General features: G+C 71.0%; 13 protein-coding genes. 8 read left to right on the top strand and 5 right to left on the bottom strand.

Annotated elements, in window-relative coordinates:
- Positions 1-229: 229 nt before the first annotated feature.
- The 3 genes from rpsB (at position 230) to K3G64_RS24180 (ending at position 3,440) form a co-directional block, all read left to right on the top strand.
- Positions 230-1,093 (top strand): 30S ribosomal protein S2, encoded by an 864-nt coding sequence (gene rpsB, locus K3G64_RS24190; protein WP_238888014.1) that lies wholly within the window; start codon positions 230-232, stop codon positions 1,091-1,093.
- 12 nt (positions 1,094-1,105) lie between these two features.
- A complete protein-coding gene (tsf, locus tag K3G64_RS24185; RefSeq protein ID WP_238888012.1) occupies positions 1,106-1,921 on the top strand; it encodes a translation elongation factor Ts in 816 nt (271 codons plus the stop codon).
- A gap of 112 nt (positions 1,922-2,033) precedes the next feature.
- On the top strand, positions 2,034-3,440 hold the full coding sequence (locus K3G64_RS24180) for an amidase (protein ID WP_238888010.1): 1,407 nt from the start codon (positions 2,034-2,036) through the stop codon (positions 3,438-3,440).
- Here K3G64_RS24180 and K3G64_RS24175 read toward each other — a convergent pair.
- Positions 3,437-4,993, bottom strand: a complete 1,557-nt coding sequence (locus K3G64_RS24175) for an FAD-dependent oxidoreductase (protein WP_238888008.1) — start codon at positions 4,991-4,993, stop codon at positions 3,437-3,439. The two genes, K3G64_RS24180 and K3G64_RS24175, sit on opposite strands and share 4 nt — an antisense overlap.
- The gene (locus K3G64_RS24170) at positions 4,990-5,781 is read right to left on the bottom strand and encodes a carotenoid biosynthesis protein (RefSeq protein ID WP_238888007.1); all 792 of its coding nucleotides are present in this window, start codon (positions 5,779-5,781) and stop codon (positions 4,990-4,992) included. The genes K3G64_RS24175 and K3G64_RS24170 overlap by 4 nt, the downstream gene beginning before the upstream one ends.
- A 192-nt stretch (positions 5,782-5,973) precedes the next feature.
- Here K3G64_RS24170 and K3G64_RS24165 point away from each other — a divergent pair, with 192 nt between their 5' ends.
- Together K3G64_RS24165 and K3G64_RS24160 are read left to right on the top strand one after the other, a co-directional pair.
- Complete coding sequence (locus K3G64_RS24165) at positions 5,974-6,981, top strand: glycosyltransferase (RefSeq protein ID WP_238888005.1); 1,008 nt, start codon at positions 5,974-5,976, stop codon at positions 6,979-6,981.
- Positions 6,978-8,522, top strand: a complete 1,545-nt coding sequence (locus tag K3G64_RS24160; protein WP_238888003.1) for a phytoene desaturase family protein — start codon at positions 6,978-6,980, stop codon at positions 8,520-8,522. Before K3G64_RS24165 ends, K3G64_RS24160 begins: the two co-directional genes overlap by 4 nt.
- Here the strand turns inward: K3G64_RS24160 and K3G64_RS24155 are convergent.
- Positions 8,431-9,108 carry a CDP-alcohol phosphatidyltransferase family protein gene (locus K3G64_RS24155; RefSeq protein ID WP_238888002.1) on the bottom strand — a complete coding sequence of 226 codons (678 nt, stop codon included), beginning with the start codon at positions 9,106-9,108 and terminating at the stop codon, positions 8,431-8,433. The two genes, K3G64_RS24160 and K3G64_RS24155, sit on opposite strands and share 92 nt — an antisense overlap.
- 45 nt (positions 9,109-9,153) lie before the next feature.
- On the opposite strand from K3G64_RS24155, the gene K3G64_RS24150 reads away from it, so the two are divergent.
- On the top strand, positions 9,154-9,963 hold the full coding sequence (locus tag K3G64_RS24150; protein ID WP_238888000.1) for a YhjD/YihY/BrkB family envelope integrity protein: 810 nt from the start codon (positions 9,154-9,156) through the stop codon (positions 9,961-9,963).
- Here K3G64_RS24150 and K3G64_RS24145 read toward each other — a convergent pair.
- Together K3G64_RS24145 and K3G64_RS24140 are read right to left on the bottom strand one after the other, a co-directional pair.
- The gene (locus K3G64_RS24145) at positions 9,960-11,087 is read right to left on the bottom strand and encodes a glycerate kinase (RefSeq protein WP_238887999.1); all 1,128 of its coding nucleotides are present in this window, start codon (positions 11,085-11,087) and stop codon (positions 9,960-9,962) included. The genes K3G64_RS24150 and K3G64_RS24145 overlap by 4 nt on opposite strands.
- 19 nt (positions 11,088-11,106) lie before the next feature.
- Positions 11,107-11,541, bottom strand: a complete 435-nt coding sequence (locus K3G64_RS24140; RefSeq protein ID WP_238887997.1) for a MarR family winged helix-turn-helix transcriptional regulator — start codon at positions 11,539-11,541, stop codon at positions 11,107-11,109.
- 36 nt (positions 11,542-11,577) lie between these two features.
- Here K3G64_RS24140 and K3G64_RS24135 point away from each other — a divergent pair, with 36 nt between their 5' ends.
- Positions 11,578-12,255, top strand: coding sequence for a class I SAM-dependent methyltransferase (locus tag K3G64_RS24135; RefSeq protein ID WP_238887995.1), 678 nt, complete (start codon positions 11,578-11,580; stop codon positions 12,253-12,255).
- A gap of 85 nt (positions 12,256-12,340) precedes the next feature.
- Positions 12,341-13,108: a UMP kinase gene (gene pyrH, locus K3G64_RS24130; protein WP_238887993.1), complete on the top strand. Its 768-nt coding sequence runs from the start codon at positions 12,341-12,343 to the stop codon at positions 13,106-13,108.
- The last annotated feature ends 12 nt before the right edge of the window (positions 13,109-13,120 follow it).

Raw genomic sequence — 13,120 nt, 5'->3', positions numbered from 1 at the left:
GGGCAGGTCGCTGTGGAAAAAGCACCCCTGTGCGGGGTGTAAACTGCTACTCGCAGCTCGCTCGAGCGGGCTGACTTCGCGTGTCTGCACCCTCGGCCCGTTTCACTAGGTCGTACCGGATGCCGTCGGTCCTGTCTCGGAGCCTTTAGGCAGGTTCGGCATTCCCGCAGTCACCAGGGCCCGGCGTCACCCGATGCCGGGCGACAACCGACACAAGTGAGGCACCAGCATGGCTGTTGTGACCATGAAACAGCTGCTCGACAGCGGCACCCACTTCGGGCATCAGACCCGTCGCTGGAATCCCAAGATGAAGCGGTTCATCTTCACCGACCGCAACGGCATCTACATCATCGATCTGCAGCAGACGCTGACCTACATCGACAAGGCGTACGAGTTCGTCAAGGAGACCGTCGCGCACGGCGGCACGATCATGTTCGTCGGCACCAAGAAGCAGGCGCAGGAGTCCATCGCCGAAGAGGCGACCCGCGTCGGCATGCCCTATGTGAACCAGCGCTGGCTGGGCGGCATGCTCACCAACTTCTCCACCGTGCACAAGCGGCTGCAGCGTCTCAAGGAACTCGAGACGATGGAGCAGACCGGCGGGTTCGAGGGTCGCACCAAGAAGGAAATCCTGATGCTGACCCGCGAGAAGAACAAGCTCGAGCGCAGCCTCGGCGGTATCAGGGACATGCAGAAGGTGCCCTCGGCGGTGTGGGTCGTCGACACGAACAAAGAGCACATCGCCGTCGGCGAGGCCCGCAAGCTGGGCATCCCGGTCATCGCGATCCTCGACACCAACTGCGACCCCGACCTCGTCGACTACCCGATACCGGGCAACGACGACGCGATCCGCTCCGCGGCATTGCTGACCAGGGTGATCGCTGCGGCGGTCGCCGAGGGCCTGCAAGCCCGCGCCGGCGCCGGCCGCGACGGTGACAAGCCCGATGCCGGCGCCGCCGAGCCGCTCGCCGAGTGGGAGCAGGAGCTGCTGGCCGGTGCCACCGCCACCGCTTCGCCGACCGCCGCCGGTGCGGCACCGGGCACCCCGGAGGCCGACATCCAGACCGAACCGAAACCATCCCAGAACCCGTAAGAGAAGGTCGAAATGGCTAACTACACCGCTGCCGACGTCAAGCGACTGCGGGATATGACCGGCGCAGGCATGCTCGACAGCAAGAACGCGCTGGTCGAGGCCGAGGGCGACTTCGACAAGGCAGTCGAGTTGCTGCGCATCAAGGGCGCCAAGGACGTCGGCAAGCGCGCCGAGCGCGCGACCGCCGAGGGCCTGGTGGCCGCCAGGGACGGCGCCCTCATCGAGCTGAACTCCGAGACCGACTTCGTCGCCAAGAACGCCGAGTTCCAGGCGGTCGCCGACCAGATCGTCGCGGCCGCGGCCGCGGCCAAGGCCGGTGACGTCGATGCCCTCAAAGCCGCCAACGTCGGGGATACCACGGTCGAGCAGACCATCGCGGACCTGTCGGCGAAGATCGGCGAGAAGCTCGAACTGCGTCGCGTCGCCTACTTCGACGGCAACGTCGAGACGTACCTGCACAAGCGCGCCGCGGACCTGCCGCCGGCCGTGGGTGTGCTGGTCGAGTACACGGGCAGCGACCAGCAGGCCGCGCACGCGGTGGCGCTGCAGATCGCCGCGCTGAAGGCCCGCTACCTCACCCGTGAGGACGTACCCGCCGACATCGTCGCCAACGAGCGTCGCATCGCCGAGGAGACCGCGCGCAACGAGGGCAAGCCCGAGCAGGCGCTGCCCAAGATCGTCGAAGGCCGCGTCACCGGCTTCTACAAGGACGTCGTGCTGCTGGACCAGCCGTCGGTGTCCGACAACAAGAAGACGGTGAAGGCACTGCTCGACGAGGCCGGCGTGACCGTCACCCGCTTCGTCCGCTTCGAGGTCGGCCAGGCTTAGGTCTTTCCACGCGAGCGCGCACCGTTGTACGCCATGACGGCCTGAAACCGTACAACGGTGCGCGCTCGCGTTCCGCGCCCCCACACTGGTACGAGTTGGTACCGTCGTCGGCATGAGTCCCGTTCACGCCTTCGACGACGACGACGCCCTTGGCGAGCACGACGCGGTCGGCCTCGTCGCGGCCATGCGGACCGGAGACGTGTCGCCCGCCGAACTCGTCGAGGCCGCGATCGCGCGCCTGGAATCCGTCAACCCGACCCTCAACGGCCTGGCGCATGAGGCGTTCGACTGGGCCCGTGCCCGCGCCGCCGCGCGCCGGTTCGGCGGCTACTTCGACGGGGTGCCCGCGCTGATCAAGGACAACGTCGCGGTGGCGGGCATGCCGACGATGAGCGGCACCGATGCCTGGCAACCCCGCCCCGAGCGGGCGCACGGCGACTTCGCTCGCTCGTTTCTGGCGACCGGCCTGACGCCGCTGGGCAAGACGCAGCTGTCGGAGTTCGGGTTCAGCGCATCGGCTGAGCATCCCCGTATCGGACCAGTGCGCAATCCGTGGAACCCCGACCACACGGCCGGAGCGTCGTCATCCGGTTCGGGGGCGTTCGTCGCGGCCGGGGTGGTACCGATCGCACACGCGAACGACGGCGGCGGCTCGATCCGGATTCCCGCCGCGTGCAACGGGTTGGTCGGCCTCAAGCCGTCGCGCGGCCGGCTGCCGCTGGACCGGGATATGCGACAGATGCCGCTGCGCATCGTCGCCAACGGTGTCGTCACCCGTTCGGTGCGCGACACCGCCGCCTTTTACCGCGAGATGGAGCGGGTCACCCACAATCCGCGGCTGCCCGAGGTCGGCGACGTGACGGGGCCCAGCACCCAGCGGTTGCAGGTGGCGGTCTGTACACACTCCATCGCGCGCGAAGCCAGCCCCGAGATGCGGGAGCTGACGCTCAAGAGCGCCGCGCTGCTGGAGGAACTCGGCCACCGCGTCACCATGATCGACAATCCGGTGCCCGAGCACTTCATGACCGACTTCCTGCTGTACTGGTCGTTTCTCGCGTTCGCGCTCGTGCGCGGCGGCCGGCGCACCTTCGGCCCGAGCTTCGACCGCGACCGCCTCGACAACCTGACCCTGGGCCTGGAGCGGCACGCCGCGCGCAACCTGCACCGGCTCCCGATGGCGACCGCGCGCCTGTCGCGCGTGCGCCGCATCACCGCACGGCTGACCCAGACCTACGACGTGGTGCTGACGCCGACGCTGGCCGATGTCACCCCGCGCATCGGCCACCTGGATCCGTCCAACGAATACCAGCAGATCATCGACCGTCTCATCGAATGGGTGGCGTTCACCCCGCTGCAGAACGCCACCGGAGAGCCGGCGATCTCCCTGCCTCTGGCTGAATCGGCGTCCGGTCTGCCCGTCGGCATGATGTTCGCGGCGCCGATGGGTCAGGAGGCGCGGCTGCTGCACCTGGCCTACGAACTCGAAGAAGCGCAGCCGTGGCGGCGCATTCACCGCTAGCGCCGACGCTGCGGCTTTCCGATGCGCGGCAGCCCGGCCAGCAGACCCCGCTGCGGAACGCCGTCGATCGGCTCCGCCGCCGCGCCGAGTTCGGCGAGCACGTCGTTGGCGGCGAGCACACCAGACATTGCCGAGCGTTCCATCAGCCCGGCCAGGTAAGGGAGTTCGACGAAGTCGCCGGCGACGCGTAGGCCGCGGGCGTCGTTGCGGACGCCGGGTCGGGTTCCGGCGGAGCCGGGCGGGAACGCGGGCGCAGTCGCCTCGAGTCGGTCGTGGCGGTGCACGATGGTGGCGTCGCCGATCTCGGGCCACAACCTCATCAGCTCGTTGCGCAGCGCATGTGCTGCAGCGTCGGCATCGTCGAAAGCGCATGAGTACGAATGCGTTTCGACCACCGAGCCGCCGGTTGCTGCGGCCCACCGCCTGCTGGGCTCCTCCAGTCGCGAGTACACCGCGACCGAGTCCAGGGTCGGCTGGCCGGTGACCGCGCTGAACGGGGCACGGTGCGCGGCGACGTCGCGGTCGAGCCAGATCCTGCTGACCGCGAACGGCGGTGCGACACAGAGGTTCTCGCACCGCCGTGCGAGCAGGGGAGCAGCCGCGGCGGTACCGGGTGACGCCGCGATCAGCCCCTTCAGCGAGCCGGGGTCGACGGCCAGCACGACGTGCCGGCTGACGAGTTCACCGGCATCGGTGCCGATACGCCAGCGTTGCCCGTCGGGCTCCACACCGGTGACCGGTGTCGCGGTCCTGACCTCGGCGCCGAGACGGGACAGGTACTCGCGCAACGGATGCCATATCGCGGTCGCATGGTCGGTGGCCGGCACGTCGAAGCCGATTCCTTCGGGGTTGCCGAGGAAGTAGTAGTGGAACATCGCGACCAGCTCCGCTGCGGACAGCTCGCCCTGGTTGCAGAAGAACGAGCGCGCGAACGCCTCGAACAACATGCTGCGCGTGCGCTCGCTCATTCCGAGCCGGTCGAGGAACGTCGCGGCGTCGACGTCGTCGAGCTCGGCGATGGTGGCGGCACGGTCATAGGCCAGCAGCGCCCGTCCGGCATCGGGGTCGGCGTTGGTGAAATCCCTGCGGCTCAGGCTCTTCGAGCGCAGGGCCAGCGCGGCCAGGTTCAGCGGCGGTGCGGCGGGCAGGCCCGACAGGTCCTCGGCCGGCCAGGTCGCCGAGATCACCGGATAGCCGGCCGCGGGCTGCAGGAACGACAAATCGGGGTCGACGCGGCGCAGGATCGCCCGCCACGTGTAGTAATGCCGGAAGAACGCGTGGAAGCCGTGCTCGACGTACTGCTCGGTGCCGTCGGGCAGCCGTTCGGGCCAGGCGCCCAGCCGACCGCCGAGGTGATCGGCGGCCTCCACAACGGTTACCGCGACGCCTCGTTCGGCCAGTACGACGGCGGCGCAGATCCCGGCGATGCCGCCGCCGACCACCACCGCGTCGGCTCCCGGCTCCACTTCACGGGTCAGCAACGGGTCGGGGACCACCAGGCGGCGGGGCCGCATCCGCAGCGGTGCGGCCCGGCTCCGCAGCGCGTCGCTCATCCGGCCACCGGTTCCGTTTGGTGTCGGCGCAGCAGCGCGATCGCGAACGGCAAAGCGACCGCGCCCATGATCACGCCCCCGGTGACCGCCGAACCCGGCAAGCCGAAGAACGCCGCGTGGCCGAGCACCGAGGAGACGTACACCCACAGATAGAGCGCCGACGCGGGCGCCGACGGGGCGTGCTCGGTGTGCAACACCGCGTGGAGGATCGCCATCAGCGCCGCCGACACCAGCAACCAGCCCAGGTAGTTCGTCCACGGGATGCCGGGGATCAGCGGCAGGCCCGGCGCGGAGTCGAACCACACCCAGTGTCCGGCGGCGACCATCTGCGGGTCGAGGAACACATCCCAGGCCGTCAACGCCGACGCGCCGACGGCGACGACCGCCGCGCCCCGCGACGCGAGGGTGCGCGCCACCACCAGTGCGGGCCACGCCATCATCACCCAGGCCAGCGGCACGACGACCGGCACACCGAGCAACTCGGGACCGAGCGTGCCGGTGTAGGCGTAGTGCCCGAAGGGCCGGCCGGTGGTCACCCCGACCGCCTCGGCGAGCAGGCCACCGCCGCCGGCCACCACGATCAACGCCGCGGCGCCCGCCCGACCGTGCACCCGCGCGACATCGGCGACGCTGGCGACGAAGAACACCAGGACGCTGGCCACCGTCACCTCGGTGCGCCAACCGTCGGGCGTCAACGGATAGGCGATCTGCACCAGGACCGCGGCGGCGACCAGCGCCCACACCACCGGGGTGGTGTGCGTCCGGGCCACCGGCAAGGCCAACGCCACGCGAGCTACCTCCGCTTCAGGGTGGGCGGCGCCTGCACCCGTCGGTGCGCGGGCAGGACGAAACTTCGTAGAGTCTCCAAGGTGCCCCATGCGCGTCTTGCCGACACTTTACGCGCGCTTGTCGTCACAGGATCGTCACTGGCATGCGTCGGCGCCGCGCATCAACTTCTCAACCAGCGTCTGCTACGCCGCTTGCCCGACGACCCGGCGCCGGTCAGCGCCGCGGTGTCGATCCTGGTCCCGGCGCGCGACGAGGCGCACCGCATCACGCCGACGGTCCACTCGCTGCTCGGCCAACAGCGGCTGGGCGATGCCGAGATCCTGGTGCTCGACGACGGCTCGACCGACGGCACCGCCGACGCGGTCCGCACCGCGGCGGCCGGGGACCCGCGCGTCAAGGTGCTCACCGGCAGCCCGCCACCGCCGGGGTTCCTCGGCAAGCCGCACGCCTGCGCCCAACTGGCGGCCGCCGCGCGCGGCGAGATCCTGGTGTTCGTCGACGCCGACGTGGTGCTGGCCCCGCACGCGGTCGCGGCCGCGGTGGCGGTGCTGCGAGGGCCCCGCCCGCTCGATCTGCTGTCGCCGTGGCCACGCCAGCTGCCGACCGGTGTGTCCGGGCGACTCGTCCAGCCACTGCTGGCCTGGTCGTGGCTGACCACCCTGCCGCTACGGCTGGCCGAACGCTCGAGACGCCCGTCCATGGCGGTGGCCAACGGCCAGTTCCTCCTGGTCGAGGCCGGGGCGCTGGCGCAGGCCGGGGGATGGCGTTCGGTGGCCGGGGCCGTGCTCGACGACATCGGGCTGGCCCGCGCGGTGCGCTCGGCGGGCGGGCGCACAGGCCTTGCCGACGGTTCGGCGCTGGCCACCTGCAGGATGTACAGCAACCGCCACGAACTGCGTGAGGGCTATCGAAAGTCCCTGTGGGCGGCGTTCGGATCACCCGCCGGGGCGCTGGCGGTCGCGACGGTCCTGGCCGTCGTCTACGTCCTGCCCGCGGCTGCCGCGCTGACCGGCTCCCGGGTCGGTGCGCTCGGCTACGCCGCCGCCGTCGTCGGCCGAGCCGCCGCCTCCCGATGGGGTGGCAGGCCGCTCGACGCGCTGGCACACCCGGTCTCGGTGCTGGTGCTGCTGGAGCTGCTGGCCGCGTCGTGGATCGGCCGCGGCCGCGGTTCGCTGCAATGGAAGGGCCGCCCGGTATGAGCCGAACCGTCGTCATCGGTGCGGGACTGGGTGGCTTGGCGACCGCGGCCCGCCTGGCCGCGGCCGGTCACCGCGTCACCGTGTTCGAAAGCGCCCCGAGTGTGGGCGGCAAGCTGGGCGTGTTCGAACGCGACGGGTTCACCTTCGACACCGGTCCCTCGCTGCTGACCATGCCCGCCGTGCTCGAGCAGTTGTTCGCCGACACCGGCGGCCCGGCCGATCTCGCGGTGACACCGGTGGACCCGGCCGTCGCCTACCGCTTCGCCGACGGCACGCAGTTGGTGCTGCCGCACGAGGCGGCGCGAATCCCGGCGGCCCTCGACGACAAGCTCGGCCCCGGCGCCGGCGAGGCGTGGCGGCGATTGCACACCCGGTCGAGGCGGCTGTGGGAACTCGTCGGCGAGCCGGTGCTGCGCCGGCCGGTCTCGGTGCCTGCCCTGGTCCGGATGAGCGCGTGCCCCGCCGACCTGCGGTCAGTGGCGCCGTGGCGGACCATCGACGGGCTGGGCCGGGCGATGCTGCCCGATCCGCGGCTGCGGACCTGGCTGAACCGCTACGCCACCTACTCGGGTTCGGATCCCCGCCGCACCCCGGCGGTGCTGAGTGTGACCGCGTTCGTCGAGCAGGAGTTCGGGGCGTGGTACGTGCCGGGCGGGCTGCGGCGCATCGTCGAGGCGGTCGCGGCCCGCTGCGTCGAACGCGGCGTCGAGTTGCAGACCGGTTCGACGGTCGAGTCGGTCCTGCTCTCGGGCGGCCGCGCCGCCGGGGTGCGGGTCGACGGACGCGACGTCGCCGCCGACGCCGTGGTGAGCAACATCGACGCCGCGGTGCTGCACGACAGCCTGCTGCCCGCCGGGGTGGCCAGGACGATGCGCAGGCGCCTGCAGCGTCGCAGGCCGTCGATGGCCGGTTTCGTGGTTCTGCTGGGGCTGTCCGGACGCCGCCCCGGCGCCGCGCACCGGGTGTACTTCCCCCGCGAGTACGCCGCCGAGTTCGACGCGATCTTCGGCCCTTCGCCGCAGCCGGTCGCCGATCCCACGATCTACGTGCACGCGCCCGACGATCCGCTGCTGCGCCCTGACGACGACTCCGAAGGCTGGTTCGTTCTGGTCAACGCCCCGGCGCACGACCCGGAGCGCGGCGTCGACTGGGACGCCCCCGGAATGCGTGAGCACTACACCCGGCACGTGCTCGACCTGCTGGCCCTTCGCGGCGCCGACATCGGCGACCGGATCCGGTTCGCCGAGACGATCACGCCGGCGGACCTGCAGCGCCGCACCGGTGCCCCCGGCGGGGCGATCTACGGGAGCGCCTCGCACGGGCCGCGGGCCGCGCTGCGCCGACCGGCCAACCGCAGCCGGGTCCGTGGGCTGTATCTGGTGGGCGGCTCGGCGCATCCCGGCGGCGGGATCCCGCTGGTGCTGATGTCGGCCGAGATCGTCGCGAAGCTCATCGGGCCTGCGGGAAGTGCGGCGGTATCGAACGCCGCACCCCGGCCAGCAACTGAGCCGTCCCGACGACGCCGGCCGCGGTCCACGTGATCGCGAACGTCGTGCCCCAACCCCATCCCACCGGCGGTAGCCCCGCGGGGAACACCGCGGCCCCGCCGGCGGCCATCGCGACGACGATCAACCGTGTCGGCCGCTCGGCGACGGTCACCGCGCCGACCCCCGGCATCCCGACCGCCTGGGCGCGCGACCGGACGTACTCGTGGACGAAGACCAGGACCAGGGCCGCCGCCACCCACTGCGGCGTGGCTCCCAACGCCAGCAGCACGCCGCCGAGCAGCAGATCGCCGAGACGGTCGGCGACCGCGTCGACGACCGCACCCAACGGCCGGGCACGTCCGGCCCGCAACGCGACCGCCCCGTCCAGGCCGTCCAGCACGCCCGCGGCGATGATCAGCGGCACCGCCAAGGCCGGCCATCCGGGGCCCGCGACGACCGCCCATGCCGCCGCCAGCGCGAGGACCCCGGCCGCCGACAACAGGTCGGGCGGCAGCCGCAGGACCGGACCGGCCGCCAGCGCGCGCACCAGGCGCAGCCAACCGCGAACCACCGCCGACGGCCGCACCCCGTCGTGCAGCGCCGACCAGCCCTCGTCGTCGGCATCGCTGTTCGAGGTCATGAGTTCAGCCTGCCAGTTCGGGGGGCGGTTTCGGTGGGGGACTCGATGAGCCGGATCCGCCGACTGACCACGGAGGTGCGGCAGACGTTTCCCGGCAGCGACCTGTCGCTGTGGGCGGCCGGTGCCACCTTCTTCGGCGTGATCGGTATCGCCCCACTCGCCCTGGCGTCGCTGTGGGCGGTCGGCGGGCTCGTCGGCCACGCCACCGTCACCGCGGCGATGGACACCGCGATCGGCGGCCTGCCCGACGGGCACGGCACCCCGGCGGCGTTGCGCACGTTGACGTCGGTGGCCCTGTCGATGTCGTGGTGGCAGGCCCTCGTCGTGTTGTTCCCGGCGAGCCTGTACGGCGAAGGCCTGCGACGGGCGTTCGTCCAGATGTCCGCAGCGCCCGACACGCTCACCGGGTGGCGGGGCCGGATCGGTCTGTTGGGCGTGGCGGTCGTCGCGCCGTTCCTGGTGCTCGCCGTGCTCGCCTCGGCGCCCTACGTCGCCCCGCTGTACGAAGCGGGGAGCTGGTCGCTGGTGTGGGGCATCGTGGTGGCTTTCCACATCGTCTGGCTGACGGTGTCGACCGCGCTGCTGGCAGTGTTCGGTCTCATCGGTCCGGGCCGGCTGGGCTGGCGCTCCTTGCTGATCGGCGCATTCAGCACAGGGGCGGTCCTCGCCGGATTCCTGCAGGGCTTCATTCTGTTCCTCGCCATCCCCATCGAGTGGTCGGCGCCGTTCGGCGGGCTGCCGATCGTCGGCGCGGTGACGGCGCTGGCGCTGTGGCTGTACCTGCTGCACATCCTCGTGCTGCTGGGCTTTCGCGCCACCGTGGCGCTCGATGATGTGATGCGGACGGCGTTCTAGCCGACGAGCTCCCGGCAGACCTCGGCCGTCGCGCGCGTCAGCGACTCGGCGCCCTCGCGCAGCGCCTGCTCGAGCGGCGTGGCTTCGGCGGTGATCGCGACGAGCCGCTGCACGCCGTGGTCCAGCAGCACTGAGGCGTCCGGAGCCACCCGGCCGGCGAAGATCACCACGCGCGCGCCCACCTGCAGGGCCAGCTGCGCGACACCGAACGGCGTCTTGCCCATGACGGTCTGCGCGTCGACGCTGCCCTCGCCGGTGAACACCCAGTCGGCGCCGCGCAGCGCCCGCTCCAGTCCCACCGTCTCGGCGACCTCGTCGACGCCGGGTCGGTTCACCGCGCCGAGGAACTCGGCGAGGGCGAAACCCGCTCCGCCGGCGGCCCCTGCGCCGCGGCGCTGCGGCTCGGCATCCCCGAGCGTCGCCGCGGTGACGCCCGCCAGCCGCGTCAGCGCCGCCTCGAGCAGTTCCACGTCGGCTGGGGTGGCGCCCTTCTGCGGCCCGAACACCGCGCTGGCGCCGGTCGGGCCGAGCAGCGGGGCGGTGACGTCGGAGGCGACACGGATCCGGACGTCGCGCAGCCGTGCGTCAAGACCCGACAGGTCGATGCGCGCCAGCCGCTGCAGCGCCGCGCCACCGGGCTGCAGGGGATTGCCGTCGGCGTCGAGGAAGGCCGCCCCCAAGGCGGTCAGCATGCCGGTTCCGCCGTCGTTGGTGGCCGACCCGCCCAGCCCGACGAGGAACTCCTCGGCGCCCCGGTCCAGCGCCGAGCGGATCAGTTGTCCCACTCCGAAGGTGCTGGCCCGCAACACGTCTCGCTCGTCAGGCTCGATCAGCTCCAGGCCGGCGGCGGCGGCCGTCTCGATGACGGCCAGTTGACGCAACTGCACGTAGCCGTACCGGGCCAGGATCGGACGGCCCAGCGCATCGGTCACCTCGGCATCGACGCGTTGTCCGTGCAGTGCGTCGACGACCGCGTCGACGGTGCCCTCGCCGCCGTCGGCCATCGGCACGCCGACGCAGGCCGCATCGGGCAGCACCGAGAGCACACCGGCGCGCATGGCGGCCACCGCTTCGGAGGCCGTCATCGACTCCTTGAAAGAATCCGGTGCGAGCACGATCTTCATCGACGCAGTCTCGCAGAGATCAGTCCGAGCCGAGCGTGGCCAGGACGCGCTTGAACTCCCGTTGCTGGTCGCCGGTCAGGTTCGCCAATAGTTTGCGCTCGGCGGCGCTCACTCCGGAGTCGGTACGTGCCAACAACTCTCGACCATCGGCAGTGAGCTCCGCGGGCAATGACCGGCCGGCGGACACGCTGGCAGGCCGGGTGAGAAGGCCGCGCTCCTCAAGGACCCGCACCACCGTGTTCATCGCCTGCGGTGAGACGTTGAGATCGCGTGCGAGCTCGGCGTTGGACCGCCCCGGATACTGCGACAGGATCCGCATGCACAGGTACTGCGGGAACGCCACGCCCAGCGGGTCGAGCACCGTCGCGGTGACCTCGGCGCGCAGCGCATTGCCCACCCGTGCCAACAGGAAACCCAGTGGCTGATCCTCGGGCGGCCCGTCCATATCAAGCATGTTGACACATATCAACCAGGTTGATAAACACGAGGCATGACCCAACCGATGGACGAGATGTTCGAAAGCGCCTACAAGGGCGAGGCCCCGGAGATGGCCGGCGCGAAGCCGCCGTGGAGCATCGGCGAACCGCAGCCCGAACTGGCCGCGCTCATCAAGCAGGGCAAATTCCACGGTGAGGTGCTCGACGCGGGCTGCGGCGAGGCGGCAATCAGCATGTACCTGGCCGAGCGGGGGTTCACGACCGTCGGCCTCGATCAGTCGGCGACGGCGATCGAACTGGCCCGGCGGGAGGCAGCCGACCGGGGACTGGCCAACGCCACCTTCGAGGTGGCCGACATCAGCTCCTTCACCGGCTACGACGGCCGGTTCGGAACGATCGTCGACAGCACGCTGTTCCACTCGATGCCCGTGGAACTGCGTGAGAGCTACCAGCGCTCGATCGTTCGGGCCGCGGCGCCCGGAGCCTCCTACTTCGTGCTGGTGTTCGACAAGGGCGGCATGCCCGAGGGTCCGGCCCACCCGGTGACAGCGGACGAGTTGCGTGGGGTCGTGTCGCAGTACTGGACGATCGACGAGATCCGGCCCGCTCGCATCCACGCGATCTTCCCAGAGGGCTTCGCCGAGCACTTCCCGGTGACCGGCGTGCGCGACGAGCCGAACGGACGCAAGTCGGTGCCGGCCTGGCTGCTGAGCGCCCATCTGCCCAGCTGAGCGCGACACGCCGACCCCGGACCGGCGGCGCGGCCGTCATGAGGCAGGATTAGGGGAATCTCAGCGAGGACCCCGAAGGAGTCGGATGGCAGAGCCAAGCAGCCGGCCAACCAGCCCCAACGGAGCCGAGGCTTCCCCTCATCCCCACCGGCCGTACACCCGGGTGTTGCTCAAGCTCGGTGGCGAGATGTTCGGCGGCGGGGAGGTCGGCCTCGACCCCGACGTCGTTCACCTGGTGGCGCGCCAGATCGCCGAGGTCGTCCGCAGCGGCGTGCAGGTGGCCGTCGTCATCGGTGGTGGCAACTTCTTCCGCGGTGCGCAACTGCAGCAGCGCGGTATGCAACGCACCCGCAGCGACTACATGGGCATGCTCGGCACCGTGATGAACAGCCTTGCGCTGCAGGACTTCCTGGAGCGTGAGGGTATCGCGACGCGGGTGCAGACGGCCATCACGATGGGTCAGGTCGCCGAGCCCTACATCCCGCTGCGCGCCGTGCGGCATCTCGAGAAGGGCCGGGTGGTCATCTTCGGCGCCGGCATGGGGCTGCCCTACTTCTCCACCGACACCACCGCGGCTCAGCGCGCGCTGGAGATCGGCGCCGATGTCGTGTTGATGGCCAAGGCCGTCGAGGGCGTGTTCACCGCCGACCCGCGCGAGTACCCCGACGCCGAATTGCTCACCTCGGTGAGCCACCGCGAGGTCATCGACCGCGGCCTGAAGGTGGCCGACGCCACCGCGTTCAGCCTGTGCATGGACAACGGCATGCCGATCCTGGTGTTCAACCTGCTCACCGACGGCAATATCGCGCGCGCCGTGGCGGGTGAGAAGATCGGAACGCTGGTCACCACCTGACGAGGAGAAGCT

The organism is Mycobacterium sp. IDR2000157661 (assembly GCF_022317005.1).
GTDB lineage: Bacteria > Actinomycetota > Actinomycetes > Mycobacteriales > Mycobacteriaceae > Mycobacterium.
Note: the sequence above shows the minus strand (reverse complement) of the source record. Positions and strands in the feature narration are given on the sequence as shown.